The sequence below is a fragment of the Staphylococcus caprae genome, from assembly GCF_003966625.1.
GTDB lineage: Bacteria > Bacillota > Bacilli > Staphylococcales > Staphylococcaceae > Staphylococcus > Staphylococcus caprae.
On the sequence record NZ_AP018587.1, the window covers coordinates 1,750,499 to 1,773,781 of the forward strand.

Genomic DNA, 23,283 nt, shown 5'->3' on the forward strand with positions numbered 1-23,283 from the left:
TTTAAATTATAATAAAAAGCATCCCTTTATACGTTAATTTTTAAAATTACATACAAAGGGATGCTTTTATTTTTAGTCATCATAGTCGACATCTTTGTCTGCGACAATTTTATCGTCTACGCGCACTGTATAGCCTGCTGTTTTACCTTTTTGAATTTTTAAAGGTATGCTAATTGTCTTATCTTTATTAATTTTATAAGTTTGAGATACAGAACTACCGCTATGATCTTTATCTCTAATGTATACTTCTACTGTTTGACTCTTACCTTTACTACCTGAATATGGTACTTTTACGGTTTCGTTGGTTGTTTTAACATCTTCATCATCACTATCGTCTTCTTGTTCACCTTTTGATACAGTTAAATGGATAACAGATCCTTCATCGATAGACTTATTTTTAGGTGATTGTGAAATAACTTTATCTTTCTTAACTTTATCATCATATTCTTGAGTTGCTTGTACTCTAAATCCTTTAGATTCGAGTTCTTTCTTAGCAGTTGAGTAGTCCTTATTTTCATAATCACTGACGTAGACTTGTCGTACACCTAATGATTCATAAATCTTAATATGATGATCGTTTAATGCAACTTCACTGTTAGCAGAGATATTTTGTTCTGAAATCAGTCCTTTTTCAACAGAACGACTGTAAGCTTGTTCAACATCAATATCTTTTAATCCTAAATCTTTTAATTTACTGAGTGCTTTCTCTTTTGGCAAACCAACAAGATTAGGCATTTTTACTTTTTTAGGTCCTTTAGATAAAACGATATCAATGGTATCTCCTTCTTCTACACGTTCACCACTATTTGGATCAGATTTGATGATTTGGTTTTCTGGGTATTTATCACTATAACTTCTTGATATGTCCCCTAAAGATAAATGATGATCTTTTAGAATTTGTTCCGCTTCTTTTTCAGTTTTTCCTGATAAATCTGGCATTTCTTGATATTTATTACCAAATAAACCCATTCCTATAAATCCAATTAGACTAGCAAGTAACAATACAAAAATTAAAGAAAGCACAATAATTTTCACTTTCGAACGTTTCTTTTTATTGTGAGAAGGATAATAGCGTTCTTCTGGTGATTGGAATTCTTGTTGACGTGCTGGCTCATTCACAATTGGAATTTGCATTGTTTGGTTTAAATCATGCTCTCTTTCCGAGCTTTTCATTTTCTTATTTAATTCATCTCTGGTTAAAGGAACCGTTTTCGTTTTATCTAGTTCATACTTACTTTCATTCACACGATTTTCGTGCAACGCGCTTGATAAATCATCATACATTTCTTGTATAGTATGATAACGATTATGTTTATCCTTTTCAGTAGCACGCAAAATAACATTACTGAGAGACTGCGGTACTTCTCCCCGCTTATCAGTCGTAATATTAGGGATAGAATCTTGAATATGCTTAATAGCTATGCTTACAGCAGTTTCTCCATTGAAAGGAGGCTCGCCCACAAGCATTTCATATAACACAATACCAATAGAATAGATATCTGTACCTTCGTCTGTAGACTCACCTTTCGCTTGTTCAGGCGAAAGATATTGAACAGTACCTAAAACATGATTCGTTTGTGTAAGTGATGTCTCACTGAGTGCCTTTGCGATACCAAAATCGAAAATTTTAAGTGTTTTATTTTTATCTATTAAAATATTTTGAGGTTTAATGTCACGATGCACAATCCTCATGTCATGGGCATGTTTAATACCGCTTAAGATTTGCTCTGTAAATTTAATAGCTGTTTCTACAGACAGTGGACCATGATTATGAATATATTCAGCTAGCGTTGGTCCTTCAATGTACTCCATTACTAAATAGAAACATTCATCTTCTTCATCAACATCAATCATACTTACAATATTGTCATGCGAAAGTAAAGATGAATTATGTACTTCCCTTTCGAATCGTTTTAAAGTTTCCTCTTTTTCACGAGGCGGGATAGAAATCGCTTTAATTGCGACTTTTCGATTAAGTATTGTATCCTCAGCTAAATATACAATACTCATTCCGCCGCCACCAAGTTTGTCAATCACTTTATAACGATCGCTAATCATCTTTCCAATCATACTTTATCACCTTCCATAGCAGAAAGTATAAAGCTGACATTATCTTTTGAATCATGAGACATAGCGAGTTGCATTAGCCTCTCACCATAGTCATCAATTGATCCTTCCTGATTGAGTTCTTCTTGAATTTCATAATCTCTTACATAGTCCGTTAGACCATCAGAATTAAGTAAAAGAAAATCATAGAAATGTGTTCGCTTTACAAATAAATCAGGAGATACACGTTTATCTGTACCCATGACTTTAGTAATAATGTTCCTTTGAGGATGATTGAATGCTTCATCTTCTGTGATTTGGCCAGTAATAAGAAGATGATTTACAAATGAATGATCACTTGTAATTTGTTCGATTTGTCTTTGATTAACGACATATGCACGAGAATCTCCAACGTTAGCTACAACTACCTTTTTATCATAAACAATCGCACATACTAGCGTTGTTCCCATGCCATTATATGCAGGATGCTCTTGAGCGTAGTTATACAATTGAAAATTGATATCTTTAATGTTTGAACGCAACCATGATTCAGCTTGATGGATTTCGATAAGGTTTTCTTCTTCAAAACGTTTTTGAAGTTCATTTGTAACGAATTGACTCGCAACTTCACCTGCTTTATGACCACCCATACCATCGCATAATACCAACAATTGTTGATGTGTTTGATTATAAAATATACCGCCAGCGTCTTCATTTTTTTCTCGATGTTGTCCAGTATCAGTGAAAAATTGTGCGTTTAACATATGTCTTTACCTCGTTTCTACTTGTCGTTCCTTTGCCCTTAATTGGCCACACGCTGCATCAATATCTGATCCTTGTTCACGTCTAATTGTAGCATTGATTCCTAATCTCTTTAATTCTTTTTCAAACTTGAAAATATCTTCTCTCGGTGTTTTAACGTAATTACGCTCTGGTACATGGTTCACAGGGATTAAATTCACATGACAGTTAAGATCTTTAATTAGATGTGCTAATTCTCTGGCATGTTCCAGTTGATCATTAACGCCACCAAATAACCCATATTCAAATGTGACACGTCGATTTGTTTTTTCTTGGTAATATTGAATAGCTTCCATTAACTTTTCAACATTATAAGCACGATTAATCGGCATTAATCTTGAGCGGATTTCGTCCTTAGCACCATGAAGGCTTACTGCAAAATTAATTTGAATATCTTCTTCCGCGAAATCATAAATACGAGGAATGATACCTGAAGTTGAAACAGTAATATGACGTGCTCCAATATTTAAACTGTTGTCATCGTTGACAATTCTTAAGAAATCCATCATTTCATCATAATTTTCAAATGGTTCACCAATACCCATTATAACAATTTGAGATACACGTTCATCTGTTTCATCTAAAGCTTTTTGTACGGTTAACACTTGAGATACTATCTCACCAGCTTCTAGGTTACGTTTTAAACCACCTAATGTTGAGGCACAAAATGTACATCCGATACGACAACCAACTTGCGTCGTAACGCAAACAGAATTGCCATATTCATGTCTCATCAACACTGTTTCGATTGTATAACCATCTTGTAACTCAAATAAAAACTTGATTGTGCCATCCTTACTTTCTTGTTTTACAACTGTAGTTAGTGTCGTCATTGCGAAATTATCTTTTAATACTTGACGCAAATCCTTTGATAGATTTGTCATTTCATCAATACTATTTACGCGTTTCTGGTATAACCACTCAAAAATTTGTTTCGCTCTAAATTTTTGCTGACCATGGTCAATGAGCCATTGCTGCATTTCATCATAACGCAAAGAGTAGATTGATTGCTTTTCGAAATCAGGTAAGAACTTGTTCTTTTTCTTTTTTTCTGCAGTAATCATCCTTAACTTTCCTTTCTTCTAATTTGAGTTATAAAGAATCCATCTGAGTCAAAATCTTGAGGGAGTATTTGTAGTGTATTGACTTCCTTTCCAGTAACAGGGTGTTGGAAAGGTTCAAATTCAAACTCTTCATTTTGCTTTAAAAATGTATAAATTACATTTTCATTTTCCATTTGTTCTATTGTACATGTAGAATACACAATTGTTCCACCAGGTTTGATATTACGTTTAATATTCTCTAATATTTGTAACTGCAATTCAACAAGTGATTGGATACTTTCTTTCGATTGTGTATATTTTATTTCAGGTTTATGTCTTAATACACCTAAACCACTACATGGTGCATCAACAAGTATCTTGTCATATGTCCGAGTATACGGTTCAGTTGCATCATGTTGAAATGCGCTAATATTATCTAATTTTAATTTTTTAATATTAAAGTTAATTAAATCGATTTTATGAGTGTGGATATCTGTAGCATCAACATGACCTTCAGGCGATAATATTTCCGCCATATGACACGCCTTACCACCGGGCGCACTGCATGCATCTAAAACAACATCATTTCTACCTAAATTCATGATATGAGCAACCATCATAGAACTTTTATCTTGAACAGAAACATAGCCATCTTTAAATGCTCTTGAATTGATAATAGGTTGACCAGTGATATGAAGACAGAACGGTAATATTTCATCTTTCTCTACTTTAAATCCTTCTTTTTCTAATTCAGCAACAATTGAATCAACTGAACCTCGAGAAATATTCACTCTAACAGTCGTCTTTACTGGTTCTAAAAATGATTGCGCAATCGCTTCTGTTGTTTCAATACCATGGTGTGTTACCCAATGATCAACTATCCATTTAGGAATACTATATTTAATAGCAATACGTTTCTTGTCGTCTTTAATTTCATCAAATTGAGGCAACTCACTTCTCATGATTGAACGTAATATCCCATTAACAACATTGCCGTTGTGATAGCCACCTCTATGTTTTGCAATATCTACTGCTTCATTGATAATGGCATGATCAGGAACTTTATCCAAATAAACATATTGATATATACTCATCCATAATAGTTGTCGCATCCAACCTTTAATTTTAGTTTTGACAAAAGGTTTCAAGATATAATCTAATGTATACTTTCTTTTAATAGTTCCATAAACAAGTTCTGTATATAAATTCCTATCCACTGTTGAAATCTCATTTGAAGAAAGGACTTCGTTAATTTTTAAATTACTATATGCGCCATCATTGAGAACCTGTTGAATGGTATCAAAGGCATATCCTCTTACTGTATTCATCATATCAGTTGCTTCCCTACTAAGGACTCTTGAACACCACTTAAATAGTTAGCAACAGGCATACGTTTTTTACCAGCAAGTTGAATTTCTGTCAAAGCAATCGCGTCATCTGTTCCTGTTCCAATGATCATTGCTTTCTTTGTTGTGTCAATAATAGTTCCAGGTGTCCCTTTTTTATTTTTTATTACGTGAGCTGCATAAAGTTTAAGATTTTTATCGTCCATCGTCGTATAAGCCACTGGCCATGGTGATAATCCACGAATATGATTGTGGATGGCTTGTGCACTTTGATTCCAATCAATTCGCTCGTCTTCCCTACTTATATTTGATGCAAATGTTGCTTGAGTTCCGTCTTGAGGGATGCTTTCATTTGTACCATTGATAATAGAAGGAAGCGTATCTTTAAGTAAATCGGCACCAAGAAAGCTTAATTTATCATGCATTGTTCCAACGTTATCTTCTTCTTCAATACTTATAGCTTTTTGAGAAATAATATTACCCGCGTCGAGTTTTTTTACCATATACATAATTGTGATACCTGTTTCCTTTTCACCATCAATAATAGCCTGATGAATAGGCGCCCCGCCACGATATTTAGGAAGAAGTGAGGCGTGGACATTAATCGCACCTAAACGTGGTGATTCAAGAAGTGATTCGGGAAGTAATTGGCCAAATGCAGCTGTGACAATTAAATCAGCCTCAAGATTTAATAATTCATCAAGTTCTGAAGACCCTTTTAATTTTTCAGGTTGATAAACTGGAATATTATGTTCAACAGCCACCTTTTTTACAGGGGATGGTGTTAGTAATTTTTTACGTCCTACTGGGCGGTCAGGTTGCGTCACTACTGCAATGACCTCATGTTCAGCAATTAACATTTCTAATACTTTAGTTGAAAAGTCAGGTGTTCCCATAAAGATAATCTTACTCATTTTCAAAATATGCCTCCACTTCATCTTCATTTAATAAACGATTTGCTTTCTCAGTAAAAAGGATACCATTCAAATGATCTATCATATGTAGAATCATACGAGCCACATCATCGTAAGCAGTCAGTTCAACTTGATTGCCATTAACATCAGAACTTTGTATCACAATCATTTTACTTCTATTAACTTCACCAAAAGTATTTGGTAGCGTAATTGAACCTTCTAAATCAGTAATCATTTCATCTGACTGACTTTGGACTACAGGATTTATCAATTGAAGAAGACCATCCATCTCCATATCAATTAATGCCACACGTTGATTAACATTAATTTGAGGCGCACATATAGCGGCTGCTTCTTCCGCATACAATGTATCCTCTAAATCCTTTAGTAACAGGCTTAAGTTTTCATCAAATTCGGTAACAGGTGCTATTTCTTTTTTTAATATTGGATGTGATGATTTAACCAATTTCTTTCTTGTCATGATTATGGCTCCTCATTAAAATTCATCATATCATTATAACTTACTTGTATTGAAATTGCGACCTTTCTTAGGAGTGTCTTTATAGATATTTTAAATTATGCAACTTTAGACTGAAATTTATTATTGTGAAAGTGAATTAATTGATTTTAATTTTGTAAATAATAGAATATTAAGTAAGGAAACAAGTTACTAAACATAGCAAACAGAGGTGAATATAATGGAAGTAAATAAAGTGATTTATATTTTATTAGCAGTATTTTTAGGTAGCTTTGGTATTCATAAATTTTACGCTGGCAAATCATTCCAAGGAATTATGCACATTTTATTCTGTTGGACAGCTATCCCTCATATCTTAGCTATAATTAGTGCAATATTAACACTATTTAGACCAGCAGATGAAAATGGTAATGTAACAATGTAAGAATATTAAACAAAGTGGCGTATCAATTTTTAAAGTTGGTACGTCACTTTTATATTATTATGAAATTATTTTAAAAATTGTAAGATTAAAGTGATTAAGCTTAATACAGATGGTATAGTTAGACCTAATAAAAACCTTGATGTTTTGATTTTATTTTGCTCAATTTCTTGTTTAAATAAATGAAGCGCATTTTCAATCTTAAAATCAATATTTACAGATTGGTTTTCTATTTCTTTTTTTAATTCTTTTGTAGTAAGTGTTAATCGTTCAAACTTTTTATTTCCAACCTCAAACTTTTGATTCATTTCCTGACGCAGTGATGTGAACTTCTGGTCCATTTTTTGGTCCATCATTGTGAACTTCTGGTCCACACCTTCAAACTTTTTATCCATTTTTTGGTCCATCATTATGAATTTCTGATTCACAGCTTCAAATTTTTTGTCCATTTTTTGATTCATCGAAGCGAACTTCTGGTCCACGGCTTCAAACTTTTTATCCATTTTTTGGTCCATCATTATGAATTTCTGATCCACAGCTTCAAATTTTTTGTCCATTTTTTGATTCATCGAAGCGAACTTCTGGTCCACGGCTTCAAACTTTTTATCCATTTTTTGGTCCATCATTGTGAATTTCTGGTCCACACCTTCAAACTTTTTGTCCATTTTTTGATTCAGCGAAGCGAACTTCTGATCCACAACTTCAAATTTTTGATCCATCAATGTGAACTTTCGATTATTAATTTCAAACTTTCGATTTAGGTCTTTATGTGCCAACCCGAAATTGTAATCCACAACTTCAAACCTTTTGTCCATTTTTCGGTCTAGATACGTGAATTTATTCTCCAATTTTTCAAGTTTGTTATCTATATTTTGATTCATAAACATAAACTTATTGTTCATCTCTTTATTAAGCCTATCAAAGCGAAATGTTATGTGGTTATTCATTTCCTTAAATCTTTGATCAACTTGATTAAATCTTTGATCAACATTTATGAATAATTGATTATCTATTCTATTTTCGAATTTCATTAATCGTTGATCAACATTTTTAACTTTCAGATTTACATTTTCAAATCTACTATTTAGATATTCTTTAAATTCTTCATAAGGATTTGGCAAAATTTGTGTTTTTTGCATGGTATTTACCTCCATTAATAAAATTTTAGATGCTGATGACTTGATGGTGGAGTAACTATTTATTTTATTAAGGGAATATTAAACATAGTGTTTTGGTGAAATCACACCCTATTAATATTCAAATTATACCACGTTGTAAAAATTTATAATAGTATATTTTTTTGTTTATATAAAAAACCTGCTCAATTAAGAGCAGGTTTGATTACTACATTACATCATCATTTGAGGATTAATATCGATTTTTAAAGATAATTTCTCTTTTACGTATTGTTCATGATAATAATCATCTAAATATTGTAGTGCATGATGTAACTGTGGTTCTCTTTTATACTTCACTAAAATTTGAAAACGATATTCGTTATTAATACGTGCTAATGCCGCAGGTGAAGGCCCTAGAACTAAAGCTTTATCAGTCAAATGTTGTAATAAAATCTGATGTATATGTTTGGAAGCTTCCATCACTTTTTTCATTTCTTTATGAGAAATTGTAAAATTAATTAAGAAATAATATGGTGGGTATTTACCTAATTTACGATAATTCATTTCTTTTTGATAAAAAGTAAGGTAATCATTTAATTTAACATCTTCAATCGCATAATGATCAGGATTATAAGTTTGTATAATTACCTGCCCTTCTTTCTCATGACGTCCAGCTCGACCTGAAACTTGTGTTAAAAGTTGATAAGTCCGCTCGCTAGCTCTAAAATCAGGTAAATTAAGCATTGTGTCTGCATTTAATACACCTACAAGTGTGATGTTAGGATAATCTAAACCTTTTGCAATCATTTGTGTTCCTAATAAAATATCTCCGTTTCCCGCTTCAAATTCATTTAATAATTTCTCATGTGCACCTTTTCTAGACGTTGTATCAACATCCATACGTATAATTCTTGATTCTGGAAATTCTTGTTGCAATAATTCCTCGACACGTTGCGTACCTGTCCCAACTTGTCTTATGTGGTCACCTTCACAGTTAGGGCAAATATTCGGAGGTGTTTCTTGGTATCCACAATAATGGCATTTTAGTTGATCCGTCGTTTTATGATAAGTCAAAGAAATATCACAGTTCGGGCATTGCGGTACATAACCACAATCCCTACATAACATAAAGGAAGCATAACCTCTTCGATTAAGAAACAAAACAATTTGTTCTTGTTTGTCTAAACGATCTTGAATTGCATTTCTAAGTTCATTAGAGAACATAGAGCGATTTCCTTCACTTAACTCTTCACGCATATCTACTATATCAATGTGTGGTAACGCTTGATTATTCACCCGATTTGGTAAAGATAATAATTCATAAACATTTTTCTCTGCTCTAGCATAAGATTCTAAGCTAGGCGTTGCACTTCCAAGTATTACCGGACATTGATGATATTGACTTCGCCACTGCGCTATATCTCTCGCATGATATCTTGGATAGTCTTCTTGTTTATATGTAGATTCGTGTTCTTCATCAATAATGATGATTCCTAAATTTTTAAAAGGTGCAAACACACTTGAACGCGCACCAACACTCACACGAGCACGACCATCTCGAATTTTCTGCCATTCATCATAACGTTCCCCGTTTGACAAACCTGAGTGAAGTACGGCGACATCATCTCCAAATCGGCGTTTAAACCTTAATACCATTTGAGGGGTTAAAGCAATTTCTGGTACTAACATCATTGCTTCTTTACCTTTATTCAAAACTGTTTCAATCGTTTGTAAATAGATTTCAGTTTTACCTGAACCTGTCACCCCATGTAGTAAAAATGTTCTCGCTTCTTCATTATCGATTTTATTTTTTACTGCATCATAAGCTTGTTGTTGATCTTGAGTTAAATCTCTTTTTTCTTCTTGTTCAAATATACGATTTGCAAAAGGATCACGATGGACTTCAGCATCGTATTTTTCTACATATCCTTTTTTAATCAGGGCATCTAAACTTGATTTAGAAAAACCCATCTCTTCTATCTCTTTCAGAAACACCGTACGATGAGATTCTTCTAATAAAAACGCATATAAATCATACTGTTTTGCATATTTCTCAAGTAAACTTAATACATCATCACCATTATAATCCTCTATAACCGCTACAGCTCTTTGCGTTTTCTTTTTAATATTTTGAGATAATATCGTTACTTCTTGAACAAGATTTTCTTTCATTAGCGTAAACATATCATTTAAATCATCATTTTGTTGTGCATCTTTATATAAATAGCGACCATCTTTATTAAACTTTTTTAATATTGATTCGGATATATCACTACCTTTTATCACTTCAAATGCTTTACTATACTTTGCTTTAATTGCACTCGGCAACATCGCTTCTAACACAGAAATACGTTTAGTAACGTGATAGTGGCTCATCCACTCACTCAACTTTATTAATTCAGCTGTAAGTTCAGGCTGAATGTCCTGAACTTCTTTAATCTCTTTAAGTTTTGAGATTTCAACACCTTGATCTGGTTCATTTTGAATGTCCATGACATAACCTTGAATTGTCCGAGGTCCAAATGGAACTATCACTCGTACACCGATTTGTATTCCATCTTCTAAGCGTTGCGGTACAATATAATCGAATTTGAAATCAACACTTTTGGATGGTATATCAACAATTACTTTTGCAATCATTATTGCCACCTAGTTTCTAATTCTTCTAATATTTGTTTCGCTAATTCTACTTTTTTACCTTTCTTAATATTTACCATATCTTTATTTTTAAAATGCATTGTTAATTCATTATCATCAGAACTGAATCCGATAGACTGGTCTCCTACATTATTTGAAATAATGACATCTGCATTTTTTCGTGCCAATTTATCTTGTGCGTAGGCTTCAATGTTTTGTGTCTCAGCGGCGAAACCGACCAAGTATTGATGTCGCTTATTGTCACCTAAATATTTTAAAATATCCTCTGTACGTTTGAATGTGACAGATAATTCTCCTTCTTGCTTTTTCATCTTATGTTGAAGCACATCTGTAGGAGTATAATCCGAAACAGCTGCTGCTTTAAAGACAATATCCTGTTCTGCATATCTTTCCTTAACAGCGTTAAACATATCTTCAGCGCTTTGAACGTGTATCACTTGCATGCCACTAGGATCTGACAATTGAGTAGGTCCAGTAATTAAGATTACATCCGCACCTTTATCTCTTAAGGCTTCAGCAATTGCAAAGCCCATTTTCCCTGAAGAACGATTTGACACATATCGTACCGGATCAATGACTTCAACCGTTGGTCCTGCTGTCACTAGTGCTTTTTTTCCTGAAAATGAACTCTTAGATTTCGCTTCTTTATTATCGAAAAATTGATGAATCACAGACACAATTTGTAAAGGTTCTTCCATTCTGCCTTTAGCTACATAGCCACATGCTAAATAACCATCTCCAGGTTCTATAAAGTGATAGCCATCTCCTTTTAAAACAGCAATGTTATTTTGCGTACGAGGATTCTCATACATATGAACGTTCATTGCTGGTGCTACAAATTTAGGAGTTTCTGTAGCTAATAAAGTAGAGGTAATCATATCATCAGCGATGCCTACACTTAATTTAGCAATAGTATTTGCAGTTGCAGGTGCAATAATGATTGCATCTGCCCAGTCTCCTAATGAGACATGTTGAATCTCTTGAGGTGTTTCTTCCTTGAACGTATTTGTATAAACAGGATTTCTACTAATTGCTTGGAAAGCAAGTGGTGTTACAAATTCTTGTGCATTATCAGAAAGCATGACTCTTACTTCGTAACCAGATTGAGTGAGCTTACTTGTTAAATCAATTGCTTTGTAGGCTGCGATACCCCCGGTTACAGCTAATAAAATATGTTTCATGTTTAAATCTCCCTTGATACTATACTTAAAAACATACATTTCACTACTTAGAATTTAAAATTCTTGTTCATTTAGTGCGTAATAACGTACTTTAAATTTAATTTAATTATACACAAATGCGTTTCATTATTAAAAAAACACACCTTATTCAATTTATGGATCACATATCTAAAACATGTGTCCTCAATAAGGTGTGTCAAAATAATAAGTTGAAAATATCAATCTTAACCTAAATACTCTTCAGGTATAACAGGAACGATTTTACCGTCAGCGATTTCTTCTAAAGCTCTACCTACAGGTTTAGCTGAATGATAGTTTTCTAAAAGTGCTGTTTCGTGTTTTTCATCTAATTCACGTGCTCTTTTAGCAGCAGTTGTCGCAATAAGATATTTAGAATTAATTTTAGCAGTAAGTTGATTTAACGGTGGATTTAACATTATTTTTTTGCCTCCAATAACATTTTTCTATATTTAGCTTCGATACGTTCTCTTTTCAAGTGTTCAGCTTCTACGATAGACTGAATTCGATTCTTTGCAAGTTCAACTTCATCGTTGACTACTACGTAATCGTAAAGATTCATCATTTCTACTTCTTTGCGCGCTTCATTAACACGGCTTTGAATCTTCTCATCTGATTCAGTACCTCTTCCAACTAAGCGCTCTCTTAAGTCGTCAAGACTTGGCGGAGCAAGGAAGATGAACAGTGCATCAGGGAATTTCTTTCTAACTTGCTTTGCGCCTTCAACTTCAATTTCTAGGAACACATCATGACCTTGATCCATAGTATCTTTCACATATTGAACTGGTGTACCATAATAGTTTCCAACGTACTCCGCAAATTCAATAAATTGATCGTCCTTAATTAACGCTTCAAATTCTTCTTTCGTTTTGAAAAAGTAATCTACACCATCAACTTCACCTTCGCGCATGTTACGAGTTGTCATTGATATAGAATACTTATATGAAGTAGTGGGATCATCAAAAATCTTTTTTCTTACAGTTCCTTTACCAACACCAGAAGGACCTGAAAGAACAATTAGCAATCCTTTTTCATTATCCATGCCTTACGACCTCTCTAAGCTATTCTTCTATTATTTAAATATAATATCATACCAAACTAATGAATGTATAGGAGTACTTTTATCTGAAAGATAATTAGTACTCCTTAATGCATTAACTTTAGTTAATGTAAACCTTAAAAATTGATGTTAATCATTTAGTGACTCTTAATGCATTAACTCCAGTTAATGTAATCCTTTTTATTTTCTGAAAGATAATTAGTACTCCTTAATGCATTAACTTTAGTTAATGTGATCCTTTTATTTTTAAAAACAGCATACTTATATCAATACTTTAACAATGACCATACTGTTTACGCATGTTACAATATGATGAATGAAAAATTTTAAGGTGGCAGATAGTTATGGCATACGATGGCTTATTTACTAAAAAGATGATCGAATCACTACAAGATTTAGTTTCAGGTCGCATTCATAAAATTAATCAACCAGAAAACGATACAATAATTATTGTAGTACGACAAAATCGTAAAAATCATCAGTTACTTTTATCTATACATCCAAGCTTTTCAAGATTACAAATTACTAATAAAAAATATGACAACCCATTTGACCCACCTATGTTTGCACGTGTGTTTCGTAAACATCTTGAAGGTGGCTTTATACAAAATATACGACAAGTCGGTAATGACCGTCGTGTAGAAATAGACGTTCAAAGTAAGGACGAAATTGGCGATACAATGTATCGAACAATTATTTTAGAAATCATGGGTAAACACAGTAATCTTATACTAGTGGATGAAAATCGCAAAATCATAGAAGGTTTTAAACATCTCACACCAAATACAAATCAATATCGTACTGTAATGCCCGGTTTTGAATATGAAGCTCCACCAAGCCAAAATAAATTAAATCCATATGAGGTTTCAGGTCAAGAAGCATTAAAATATATTGATTTTAATTCAGGTAAAATTTCAAAACAATTATTAAATACATTTGAAGGTTTTAGTCCGCTTATAACAAATGAAATAGTCAGTCGTCGACAATTTATGACACAAGACACATTGCCTGAAGCTTATGATGAAGTGATGGCAGAAACGCTATTAGCGCCAGTTCCCCTTTTCCATAAGAATCATGAAACAGGTAAAGAAGATTTCTATTTTATGAAACTCAATCAATTTTACGATGATATAGTACAGTATGACTCTCTTAATGATTTACTCGATCGTTATTATGATGCTCGAGGAGAGCGCGAACGTGTCAAACAACGTGCCAATGATTTAGTAAGATTTGTGCAACAGCAATTACAGAAACAGCAAAATAAATTGAGCAAACTAATAGACGAATACGAAAGCGCTAAAGATAAAGAAACCCAGCAACTTTATGGCGAACTCATTACAGCGAATATTTATCGAATTAAACAAGGCGATGAGTCGGTAACAGCATTAAATTACTACACGGGAGAAGAAGTTACAATTCCACTTAACCCAACTAAATCACCATCAGTCAACGCACAGTATTATTACAAACAATATAATCGTCTTAAAACACGTGAACACGAACTTGATCATCAAATTCAATTAACAAAAGAAAACATTGATTATTTTTCTAATATTGAACAACAACTAGATCATATTACTGTTGATGACATAGATGATATTCGTGACGAATTAGCTGATCAAGGCTTTATGAAACAACGTAAAAATCATAAAAAGAAGAAAAATGCTCAAATCAAATTACAAACTTATCGTTCAAGTGATGGCGACACAATTTTAGTAGGTAAAAATAATAAGCAAAATGATTATTTAACTAATAAAAAAGCTCAAAAATCTCACATTTGGTTCCATACTAAAGATATACCAGGTTCTCACGTTGTCATATTAAATAATCATCCGAGCGAAGAGACAATCAAAGAAGCCGCAATGATAGCGGGTTACTTTTCTAAAGCGGGAAATTCAGGTCAAATACCAGTTGACTATACAGAAATTAGAAATGTTCATAAACCTTCAGGTGCAAAACCAGGCTTTGTAACATATGATAATCAAAAAACGTTATACGCAACGCCTGATTATGACAAAATACAACAAATGAAAGAATCATAAAAAAATAAATTCCGTATGGCTCTGTCATAGTGTGCCATACGGAATTTTTTAAATTGCTGATTTATTCTGGTAATGCGAGTTGGAAACTTACGCCGAATTTATCTTGTACCCACGCAAATTCTCTAAATGGTGGCATCTCTGTTTTAGGCATTAAGATAGCGCCTTCCTTTTTCAAGCCACTAAATAAGCGTTCCATTTCCATCGCATCCTTAACAGTGACATATAATGACATCGCAGGATTCATAGGTAACTCTTCTCCATTATTAGCGTCAATCGCCATGAAAACTTGTCCATTCAATGTAAATATGGAATGTTGAACTGTTCCAGGTGTACCTGGACCATCTTCATCATATTTCACCATAGTTAATATTTCGCTATCTTCAAATAAACTTGTATATAGATGAATTGCTTCTTCAGCTTGATCATTAAACATTAGAAATGTAGTAATTTTAGGTATTTCCACTTTGTATCTCCCCTAGTTTATATATTTTAATTACTTTACCAATTTAAGTATCTCGTATATTATTTTAACATGATAACTCTTACAATGTAGAATATCGTAAAGCTACAACGCAAATTTTAAAATCTATAATAGAATCACTACATTTATATCAATTAATTTAATTCTTTCATCACATATTAAATTTAAATATAGAAACATTTCATAAGGAGGCATGATTTACTATGATTATTCACTATGGTTTACCTTTATTAATTTTATTAATTGTCTTACTCATTGGTTGGTTACTGATTAAAGTTTTTATCCGATGATTGTGAGTAGGACAGAAATATTATTTAGTAAAATTATTTTCATTGTTCTGCATCCAACTTGTATTATCTGCAGAATTTCTTAAAAAGTAACTCTCTATACTAGTGCCCAGACAGCAAGAATGTTTAGAACCGAGAGAATCTTGATATAAATTCACGTTCAATACAAGTATTTACTGCCAATATATCAAAGGAGACTGAGATATCATTTTTATCTCAGCCTCCTTTTTAATTTCTATTTACATTTATAATTGACCTTTATGACGTAAATTTTCTTTAGCACGTTTAAATATATCACCTGAGTGCGTAAAAGCATCGTCATCTATTGATTTAGATTCAGAAAAATTTTGGATGCTTTCATCCACACTTTTTACAGTTTTCGGGGTTCTATAATCATCTTGTCTCTCTAAAAATTCATTACAATGTTTCATAATGATGTACATGTGATTATTATCATTGTTATGAGCCATTTACTTTCCCCCTTTATATAAACATATATTATGCTAAATTGTCTCTCCAATCAACTAAAGTCTGAATATCTTCTTCAGAAATTTTCCCTTCTTCTCTAGCAACCTCAATCAATTCATTATAATTACTTAAAGTATAGAAAGGTATACCCGCTTCTTTAAATACATCGTCTGCCTTTTTCAATCCATATGTGAAAATGGCTACAACGCCTAATACATCAGCGCCTGCGTCTCTTAAAGCTTCAACAGCTGTAACTGAAGAACCACCTGTGGAAATTAAATCCTCAATGACAACGACTTTTTTACCTTCACTTTTTGCACCTTCAATTTGGTTTTGCTTACCATGGCTTTTACTTTTCGAACGTACATAGTTCATAGGTAATTCCATTTTTTCAGAAAGATACGCAGCATGAGGAATACCTGCAGTCGCTGTTCCTGAGACAATTTCCACTTCAGAAAAATGTTTCTCTATCAAGCGCGCTAATCCATCTCTAATCGCATTACGAACTAAAGGATAACCTAACGTGATACGATTATCACAATAAATTGGGGATTTAATCCCAGAACTCCATGTATATAAATCATTAGGAGATAATGAGACCGCTTCTATATCTAATAAAGCTTTTGCAATTTCTTTAGCCATTTAACCTAACCAACTTTCTTTGATATTTTGATAGCTTGATGCTGGATCATCACTTTGAGTAATAGGTCTGCCAACAACAATGTGTGTAGAACCTAAGACTTTAGCATCTTCCGGGGTTGTGATACGTTGTTGATCATTTTGCGCAGCACCTTTAGGTCTAATTCCGGGCGTTACTTTCATAAATTCAGGACCTAACTCCTGTGAAATTAATTCTGCTTCAAGCGGTGAGCACACGACACCATCCAACCCAGCTTTATGTGTAAGGCGTGCATAATGAAGTACTGCTTCTTCAATACTAGTTTGAATATTTTGTTCCTCACGTAATTGTGCTTCTGTGGTTGAAGTCAATTGTGTCACTGCAATAATTTTAGTATCAGGGTTATATTTTCTTAAACCTTTTTTAGCCTCTTCCATCATTTTCAATCCACCAGCAGCATGGACGTTGACCAAATCCACATCTAAACGTGCCAATCCTTCCATTGCTTTACTGACTGTATTGGGAATATCATGCAATTTTAAATCTAGAAAAATATCATGCCCTCTCTTCTTAAGAGATTGGATAAATTCAGGTCCAGTTTGATAAAACAATTCCATACCAATTTTGACACATAACTCTTCGTCGAATTGATCTAAAAATGTATTAACTTCTTCAGCAGATTTAAAATCTAACGCGATGATTGGTAAATTTCTCATTTAAATTGCTCCTTCAATCGCTCATTCTTTAACGTTACATGTTTCTCATTGTAAACGTCATACTTTCAATCACATTAGTTAATGCGCTTGCAGTATCTAATGAAGTTAAACAAGGCACCCCATTTTCAACAGTCGTACGACGAATTTGGAAGCCATCACGTTCAACTTCTTTACCTTTAGTCATTGTATTAATAACAATTTGAACTTCACCATTTTGTATTCGAGTGAGTAAGTCATCCTCGCCACCAATTTTTCCTACAACTTCAACAGGAATATCATTTGATTTAAGTTTGTCTGCAGTACCTTTAGTAGCTAAGATTTTATAACCTACTTCATTTAAGCGATGTGCAATTTTCACAATTTCATCTTTATCTTTGTCACTTACTGTCATCAATACAGTACCATGATCTTTAACTTCTACACCGCTACCTGTAAGCCCTTTGAATAGCGCCTTTTCAAGAGTAAGGTCTTTACCCATCACTTCACCAGTAGATTTCATTTCAGGTCCAAGCGTTATGTCCACATTCTTCAACTTATTAAAACTGAATACCGGAGCCTTAACAAAGACACCTTCTGAGTAAGGTTGGATACCTTGTTGATAGCCTAATTGGTCAAGTTTCTCACCCATGATTGAACGCATAGCAAGTTGTGCCATTTGAATGTCAGTAATCTTACTTAAGAATGGTACTGTACGACTCGAACGAGGATTAACCTCTAACACATATACACCATCATGTGCGATAACAAATTGGATGTTAATTAAACCAATAATGTTTAAACCTTTGGCTAATTTAATCGTGTAATCTTCAAGTGTTTCGATTTCTTCTTGTGTCAGTGTTTGTGGTGGATAAACGGCAATTGAGTCACCACTATGCACACCTGCACGTTCAATATGTTCCATGATACCAGGGATGATGACTGTGTCCCCATCGCAAATAGCGTCTACTTCTATTTCTTTACCAGTTAAATAACGGTCAACGAGAACTGGATGTTCAGGGCTTGCTTTTACCGCTTGCGTCATATAATTTTCCAATTCTTGGTCGTTATCAACGATTTCCATTGCACGTCCGCCTAATACGTATGATGGACGAACAACAACCGGATAACCGATCTCACGCGCATTTTCAAGTGCTTCTTTAGGTGATGTTGATGTTTTACCTTGTGGTTGTGGAACATAAATTTGTCGTAATAGTGCTTCAAATTCTTTTCTATCTTCAGCTCGATTTAAATCTTCTAATGATGTTCCTAAGATTTGAACGCCGTGTCTCGCAAGTTTATCAGCTAAATTAATCGCTGTTTGACCGCCGAATTGCACAACGACACCCTTAGGTTGTTCTAAATTAATGATATTCATGACATCTTCTTCAGTTAATGGTTCAAAGTATAATTTATCTGAGATTGAAAAGTCAGTTGAAACTGTCTCAGGGTTATTATTTACAATAATAGCTTCGTAGCCGGCCTCTTGTATCGCCCATACAGCATGTACAGTGGCATAGTCGAATTCTACCCCTTGTCCAATTCGAATTGGTCCAGAACCTAATACAAGTATTTTTTCTTTATCAGTCACGATTGATTCGTTTTCAGTTTCATAAGTTCCGTAATAATAAGGTGTTGTAGATTCAAATTCTGCCGCACATGTGTCAACCATTTTATACACTGGTTTAATGTCATTTTTCACACGTAATTGGTAAACCTCTTCTTCGTTCATATCCCAACGATGCGCGATGACTCTATCACTAAAGCCATAATCTTTCGTATATTTAAGATATTCTAAATCGCCTTGATGTTCTTTTAATTCATGTTCGATATTAATAATATTTTGGAATTTATTTAAGAAAAAGTAATCGATTTTAGTCATTTCATGAATTTCTTCTAAAGTCGTACCTCTACGAATGGCTTCGCCAATAAAGAATAAACGTTCATCATCTTGATGACCAATACGTTCTTTAATGTAATCTAAATCAAAGCTTTCTCCATTTGGTAAACCGAGGTGATGAACACCATACTCTAGAGAACGAATCGCTTTTAATAGTGACTCTTCATATGTACGTCCGATGGCCATAACTTCACCAGTAGCTTTCATTTGCGTACCCAACTCACGTTCACCCTTTTCAAATTTATCGAATGGGAAACGTGGAATCTTAGAGATTACATAATCTAACGTCGGCTCAAAGGCTGCATATGATGTACCAGTTATCGGATTCAACATCTCATCTAAAGTTAAACCTACAGCAATTTTAGCTGCTAATTTCGCAATAGGATAACCTGTGGCTTTAGAAGCTAAAGCTGAAGAACGTGACACACGAGGGTTTACTTCAATAATATAATAATTTAAAGAATGTGGATCTAACGCAAGTTGGACGTTACATCCTCCTTCAATACCTAAAGCACGAATCACTTTCAACGATACATCACGTAGCATTTGATATTCTACATCTGACAATGTTTGGCTTGGTGCAACTACAATCGAATCACCTGTATGTATACCAACTGGGTCAATATTTTCCATATTACATACGACTATTGCGTTATCATTTTTATCACGCATCACTTCATATTCAATTTCTTTAAATCCTGCGATAGATTTTTCAATTAAACATTGTGTGGCTGGACTATAATGTAATCCGTTACTTACTACTTCCTTTAAGTCAGCATCATTGTAACAGATACCGCCACCAGTACCACCCATAGTGAACGCAGGTCGTACGATTAATGGATATCCCACTTGTTCTTTAAATTCAAAGGCTTGTTCTACTGTATTAACAATATCACTTTCAGGTACTGGTACATTTAAATCATTCATTAATGTTCTGAACATTTCACGGTCTTCCGCTTGTTGAATTGATTCTAGTTCTGTTCCTAAAAGTTTGACATTATTAGCAGCGAGCACGCCACTATCATGTAGTTGTATCGCCATATTTAAGCCAGTTTGACCGCCTAATGTAGGTAGTAATGCGTCTGGTTGTTCTTTTCGAATGATTCGAGCGATAAAGTCATGTGTTAATGGTTCGATGTAGACTTTATCTGCGATTTCTTTGTCGGTCATAATGGTTGCAGGGTTGGAATTCACTAAGATAACTCGATACCCCTCTTCTTTTAAAGCAAGACATGCTTGTGTACCTGCATAGTCAAACTCTGCAGCTTGACCAATAATAATCGGTCCAGAACCTACTACTAAAATTGTTTGAATATCATCGCGTTTAGGCATTTAAATGACGCTCCTTTTCTTTGAATTCATTCATCATTGTTATAAACTCATCGAATAAATAGTTTGAATCACTTGGTCCCGGTCTTGCTTCAGGGTGATATTGAACTGAAAATGCAGGTAATTGTTTATGTCTTAATCCTTCAACAGTTCCATCATTAAGTGCAATGTGTGTCACTTCTAAATCAGTATCTTTAAGCGAATCACGGTCGATAGAGTAGCCGTGGTTTTGACTTGTAATATCAACTTTACCTGTTCGTAAATCTTTAACAGGATGATTAGCACCACGATGTCCGAACTTCATTTTGAAGGAAGTGGCGCCTTGAGATAATGCGAAAAGTTGATGTCCTAAACAAATACCGAAGAAAGGAATTTTGCCTAAAATACCATTAATCATTTCGATTGCGACTTCAACTTCATCGGGATCTCCAGGACCATTTGATAACATGACGCCATCTGGAGACATACCTAAAATTTCTTCTGCCGTCGTATTATAAGGCACAACCGTTACGTTACAACCACGCATATTTAACTCACGAACAATGTTTTGTTTCTTACCAAAGTCGAGCAATACGACGCTTAAATCTGAACCTGTTGAAACATAAGGTGTCTTCGTTGATACTGTTTGAACTTCATCTCTAGGTAGTTCAGCAGTTTTTAAATGTTCAACAAGTGCATGAATGTCATCTTTATTGTCTGTAAATCCAGCTCTTAACACACCATGTTGGCGAATCTTACGTGTGATACTTCTTGTATCCACTCCAGAAATGCCAGGAATATGATATTGAACAAGTACTTCGTGTAATGTTTTTTGATGTCTGAAATTGCTAGGATGTGTGCTTGCTTCTTTCACTACTACACCATTCAATGTCGGTGTTAAAGATTCGAAATCATCACGGTTAATACCGTAGTTTCCAATTAATGGATATGTAAATGTGATGATTTGACCTGTATATGAGGGGTCAGAAATTGTTTCCTGATACCCCGTCATTGCAGTATTAAATACGATTTCACCTATTGTTAAATCATCAGAACCTAGGCGATATCCTTCATAATAAGAGCCGTCTTCCAGTACAAGATAACGTTTTTCAAGCATCTATTTGTCCTCCTCAAATACTACTTCACCTTTAACCATTGTTAATATTGGATTGCCGTATACTTTACGACCAATAAATGGCGTATTATCAGCTTTAGATAAGAAATCTTCACTTTTGATTTCTTTTTCGCTATTTAAGTCAATAATTGTTAAATCTGCATAGCTATCTTTATGCAATTTACCGTAATTTAAATTGAAAATTGTCGCCGGTTTAATTGTGAAATAATCGACTAATTGTTGAAGTGACCAGTTACCTCTTCTTACAAAATGAGTGTAAAGTAATGGAAATGCTGTTTCACTTCCGACAATACCAAATGGCGCTTGTGTCATTGGTTGATCTTTTTCTTCTTTTGCGTGAGGCGCATGGTCAGTAGCAATACAATCAATTGTGCCATCTAATAAACCTTCTAATAATGCTTCTCTATCTTCTTTACTTCTTAAAGGTGGATTCATTTTATAATTCGCATCGTCACCTGGTACATCATTTTCAGTTAAAAGTAAGTGATGTGGAGTGACTTCGGCAGTTACATGGATGCCTGCTTTCTTAGCATCTCTAATCACACGAACACTTTCTTTAGTTGAAACATGACATACATGGTAATGGCAACCTGTCGCTTCAGCTAATAACACATCTCTTGCAATTTGAACTGACTCCGCAATGTTAGGAATACCTGGGATACCTAATTCTTCACTACGTTTACCTTTATGCATTGCTCCACCATAAATTAAACTATTATCTTCACAATGGGCTACAATTGGTTTTTTAACTCGAGCTGCTTGTTTCATAGCCGCGTACATCATACTTGCTTGTTGAACACCTACACCATCATCAGTAAATGCAAAGACGCCTTCAAGTGCTAACTCTTTAAAGTCTACAAGTTCTTTACCTGCTTGTCTTTTAGTGATAGACGCGTAAGGTAACACACGTACTTTAGCTGTCTCAGAAATTCGTTCTCTTAATTCTTTAACATGCTCAACTGAGTCTGGTACTGGTCTTGTATTAGGCATTGGGCATATAGTAGTAAACCCACCTCTAGCTGCTGCTTTCGTACCAGTTTCAATTGTTTCTTTGTGTTCCCCACCTGGTTCACGTAAATGAACATGCACGTCAACAAATCCTGGTGCGATTAAATTACCTTTAGCATCAATCACTTCAATATTTGGTGATGATGAATTGATTTTACTACTAATTGTTTTAATACGTTTACCATCAATTAAAATCTCAGTATCTTTTAAGATTCCATTTCTTAAGATCTTTCCATTTTTGATTAATTTCATATTAAAA

20 protein-coding genes are annotated in these 23,283 nt (G+C 34.0%); 2 read left to right on the forward strand and 18 right to left on the reverse strand.

The window, feature by feature from the left end; genetic code table 11:
* Window positions 1-72: 72 nt before the first annotated feature.
* The 6 genes from pknB to JMUB898_RS08325 are packed head-to-tail and all read right to left on the reverse strand — an operon-like array spanning window position 73 to window position 6,631.
* Window positions 73-2,070, reverse strand: coding sequence for a Stk1 family PASTA domain-containing Ser/Thr kinase (gene pknB / locus JMUB898_RS08300; protein WP_002442487.1), 1,998 nt, complete (start codon window positions 2,068-2,070; stop codon window positions 73-75).
* On the reverse strand, window positions 2,067-2,810 hold the full coding sequence (locus tag JMUB898_RS08305; protein ID WP_002442486.1) for a Stp1/IreP family PP2C-type Ser/Thr phosphatase: 744 nt from the start codon (window positions 2,808-2,810) through the stop codon (window positions 2,067-2,069). The genes pknB and JMUB898_RS08305 overlap by 4 nt, the downstream gene beginning before the upstream one ends.
* Before the next feature lie 6 nt (window positions 2,811-2,816).
* Complete coding sequence (rlmN, locus tag JMUB898_RS08310; RefSeq protein WP_002442485.1) at window positions 2,817-3,911, reverse strand: dual-specificity RNA methyltransferase RlmN; 1,095 nt, start codon at window positions 3,909-3,911, stop codon at window positions 2,817-2,819.
* Window positions 3,912-3,913: 2 nt separating this feature from the next.
* Entirely contained in the window at window positions 3,914-5,221 is a 1,308-nt protein-coding gene (gene rsmB, locus JMUB898_RS08315) for a 16S rRNA (cytosine(967)-C(5))-methyltransferase RsmB (protein ID WP_002442484.1), read from the reverse strand.
* Entirely contained in the window at window positions 5,218-6,150 is a 933-nt protein-coding gene (gene fmt / locus JMUB898_RS08320) for a methionyl-tRNA formyltransferase (protein WP_002442483.1), read from the reverse strand. The genes rsmB and fmt overlap by 4 nt, the downstream gene beginning before the upstream one ends.
* Entirely contained in the window at window positions 6,143-6,631 is a 489-nt protein-coding gene (locus JMUB898_RS08325; RefSeq protein ID WP_002442482.1) for a peptide deformylase, read from the reverse strand. The genes fmt and JMUB898_RS08325 overlap by 8 nt, the downstream gene beginning before the upstream one ends.
* 217 nt (window positions 6,632-6,848) lie before the next feature.
* On the opposite strand from JMUB898_RS08325, the gene JMUB898_RS08330 reads away from it, so the two are divergent.
* Window positions 6,849-7,052 carry a TM2 domain-containing protein gene (locus JMUB898_RS08330; protein WP_002442481.1) on the forward strand — a complete coding sequence of 68 codons (204 nt, stop codon included), beginning with the start codon at window positions 6,849-6,851 and terminating at the stop codon, window positions 7,050-7,052.
* Between the two features lie 65 nt (window positions 7,053-7,117).
* Here JMUB898_RS08330 and JMUB898_RS08335 read toward each other — a convergent pair whose 3' ends face one another.
* The 5 genes from JMUB898_RS08335 to gmk all read right to left on the reverse strand — a co-directional run bounded on the left by JMUB898_RS08335 (window position 7,118) and on the right by gmk (window position 13,066).
* The gene (locus tag JMUB898_RS08335) at window positions 7,118-8,188 is read right to left on the reverse strand and encodes a hypothetical protein (RefSeq protein WP_052497322.1); all 1,071 of its coding nucleotides are present in this window, start codon (window positions 8,186-8,188) and stop codon (window positions 7,118-7,120) included.
* A 210-nt stretch (window positions 8,189-8,398) separates the two neighbouring features.
* The gene (priA, locus tag JMUB898_RS08340) at window positions 8,399-10,807 is read right to left on the reverse strand and encodes a primosomal protein N' (protein WP_002442477.1); all 2,409 of its coding nucleotides are present in this window, start codon (window positions 10,805-10,807) and stop codon (window positions 8,399-8,401) included.
* Window positions 10,807-12,006 (reverse strand): bifunctional phosphopantothenoylcysteine decarboxylase/phosphopantothenate--cysteine ligase CoaBC, encoded by a 1,200-nt coding sequence (gene coaBC, locus JMUB898_RS08345; RefSeq protein ID WP_037541383.1) that lies wholly within the window; start codon window positions 12,004-12,006, stop codon window positions 10,807-10,809. Before coaBC ends, priA begins: the two co-directional genes overlap by 1 nt.
* Before the next feature lie 224 nt (window positions 12,007-12,230).
* The gene (rpoZ, locus tag JMUB898_RS08350; protein WP_002442473.1) at window positions 12,231-12,443 is read right to left on the reverse strand and encodes a DNA-directed RNA polymerase subunit omega; all 213 of its coding nucleotides are present in this window, start codon (window positions 12,441-12,443) and stop codon (window positions 12,231-12,233) included.
* Complete coding sequence (gmk, locus tag JMUB898_RS08355; protein ID WP_002442471.1) at window positions 12,443-13,066, reverse strand: guanylate kinase; 624 nt, start codon at window positions 13,064-13,066, stop codon at window positions 12,443-12,445. Before gmk ends, rpoZ begins: the two co-directional genes overlap by 1 nt.
* 362 nt (window positions 13,067-13,428) lie before the next feature.
* On the opposite strand from gmk, the gene JMUB898_RS08360 reads away from it, so the two are divergent.
* Window positions 13,429-15,126: an Rqc2 family fibronectin-binding protein gene (locus JMUB898_RS08360; protein WP_002442469.1), complete on the forward strand. Its 1,698-nt coding sequence runs from the start codon at window positions 13,429-13,431 to the stop codon at window positions 15,124-15,126.
* Window positions 15,127-15,187: 61 nt separating this feature from the next.
* Here JMUB898_RS08360 and JMUB898_RS08365 read toward each other — a convergent pair whose 3' ends face one another.
* The 7 genes from JMUB898_RS08365 to JMUB898_RS08395 form a co-directional block, all read right to left on the reverse strand.
* On the reverse strand, window positions 15,188-15,589 hold the full coding sequence (locus JMUB898_RS08365) for a VOC family protein (protein ID WP_002442468.1): 402 nt from the start codon (window positions 15,587-15,589) through the stop codon (window positions 15,188-15,190).
* Window positions 15,590-16,139: 550 nt separating this feature from the next.
* Complete coding sequence (locus tag JMUB898_RS08370) at window positions 16,140-16,364, reverse strand: hypothetical protein (protein ID WP_044466288.1); 225 nt, start codon at window positions 16,362-16,364, stop codon at window positions 16,140-16,142.
* 28 nt (window positions 16,365-16,392) lie between these two features.
* The gene (gene pyrE, locus JMUB898_RS08375; protein WP_002442463.1) at window positions 16,393-17,004 is read right to left on the reverse strand and encodes an orotate phosphoribosyltransferase; all 612 of its coding nucleotides are present in this window, start codon (window positions 17,002-17,004) and stop codon (window positions 16,393-16,395) included.
* The gene (gene pyrF, locus JMUB898_RS08380) at window positions 17,005-17,697 is read right to left on the reverse strand and encodes an orotidine-5'-phosphate decarboxylase (RefSeq protein ID WP_002442461.1); all 693 of its coding nucleotides are present in this window, start codon (window positions 17,695-17,697) and stop codon (window positions 17,005-17,007) included.
* Between the two features lie 34 nt (window positions 17,698-17,731).
* Window positions 17,732-20,905, reverse strand: a complete 3,174-nt coding sequence (carB, locus tag JMUB898_RS08385) for a carbamoyl-phosphate synthase large subunit (RefSeq protein ID WP_126501975.1) — start codon at window positions 20,903-20,905, stop codon at window positions 17,732-17,734.
* The gene (locus JMUB898_RS08390) at window positions 20,898-21,998 is read right to left on the reverse strand and encodes a carbamoyl phosphate synthase small subunit (RefSeq protein ID WP_002442458.1); all 1,101 of its coding nucleotides are present in this window, start codon (window positions 21,996-21,998) and stop codon (window positions 20,898-20,900) included. The genes carB and JMUB898_RS08390 overlap by 8 nt, the downstream gene beginning before the upstream one ends.
* Window positions 21,999-23,276 carry a dihydroorotase gene (locus tag JMUB898_RS08395; protein WP_002442456.1) on the reverse strand — a complete coding sequence of 426 codons (1,278 nt, stop codon included), beginning with the start codon at window positions 23,274-23,276 and terminating at the stop codon, window positions 21,999-22,001.
* Window positions 23,277-23,283: the final 7 nt, after the last annotated feature.

Excerpts from the sequence above, each read along its gene's own strand:
- pknB (WP_002442487.1), bottom strand. The coding sequence starts at position 2,070 with ATGATTGGAAAGATGATTAGCGATCGTTATAAAGTGATTGACAAACTT.
- JMUB898_RS08305 (WP_002442486.1), bottom strand. The coding sequence starts at position 2,810 with ATGTTAAACGCACAATTTTTCACTGATACTGGACAACATCGAGAAAAA.
- rlmN (WP_002442485.1), bottom strand. The coding sequence starts at position 3,911 with ATGATTACTGCAGAAAAAAAGAAAAAGAACAAGTTCTTACCTGATTTC.
- rsmB (WP_002442484.1), bottom strand. The coding sequence starts at position 5,221 with ATGATGAATACAGTAAGAGGATATGCCTTTGATACCATTCAACAGGTT.
- fmt (WP_002442483.1), bottom strand. The coding sequence starts at position 6,150 with ATGAGTAAGATTATCTTTATGGGAACACCTGACTTTTCAACTAAAGTA.
- JMUB898_RS08325 (WP_002442482.1), bottom strand. The coding sequence starts at position 6,631 with ATGACAAGAAAGAAATTGGTTAAATCATCACATCCAATATTAAAAAAA.
- JMUB898_RS08330 (WP_002442481.1), top strand. The coding sequence starts at position 6,849 with ATGGAAGTAAATAAAGTGATTTATATTTTATTAGCAGTATTTTTAGGT.
- JMUB898_RS08335 (WP_052497322.1), bottom strand. The coding sequence starts at position 8,188 with ATGCAAAAAACACAAATTTTGCCAAATCCTTATGAAGAATTTAAAGAA.
- priA (WP_002442477.1), bottom strand. The coding sequence starts at position 10,807 with ATGATTGCAAAAGTAATTGTTGATATACCATCCAAAAGTGTTGATTTC.
- coaBC (WP_037541383.1), bottom strand. The coding sequence starts at position 12,006 with ATGAAACATATTTTATTAGCTGTAACCGGGGGTATCGCAGCCTACAAA.
- rpoZ (WP_002442473.1), bottom strand. The coding sequence starts at position 12,443 with ATGTTAAATCCACCGTTAAATCAACTTACTGCTAAAATTAATTCTAAA.
- gmk (WP_002442471.1), bottom strand. The coding sequence starts at position 13,066 with ATGGATAATGAAAAAGGATTGCTAATTGTTCTTTCAGGTCCTTCTGGT.
- JMUB898_RS08360 (WP_002442469.1), top strand. The coding sequence starts at position 13,429 with ATGGCATACGATGGCTTATTTACTAAAAAGATGATCGAATCACTACAA.
- JMUB898_RS08370 (WP_044466288.1), bottom strand. The coding sequence starts at position 16,364 with ATGGCTCATAACAATGATAATAATCACATGTACATCATTATGAAACAT.
- pyrE (WP_002442463.1), bottom strand. The coding sequence starts at position 17,004 with ATGGCTAAAGAAATTGCAAAAGCTTTATTAGATATAGAAGCGGTCTCA.
- pyrF (WP_002442461.1), bottom strand. The coding sequence starts at position 17,697 with ATGAGAAATTTACCAATCATCGCGTTAGATTTTAAATCTGCTGAAGAA.
- carB (WP_126501975.1), bottom strand. The coding sequence starts at position 20,905 with ATGCCTAAACGCGATGATATTCAAACAATTTTAGTAGTAGGTTCTGGA.
- JMUB898_RS08390 (WP_002442458.1), bottom strand. The coding sequence starts at position 21,998 with ATGCTTGAAAAACGTTATCTTGTACTGGAAGACGGCTCTTATTATGAA.
- JMUB898_RS08395 (WP_002442456.1), bottom strand. The coding sequence starts at position 23,276 with ATGAAATTAATCAAAAATGGAAAGATCTTAAGAAATGGAATCTTAAAA.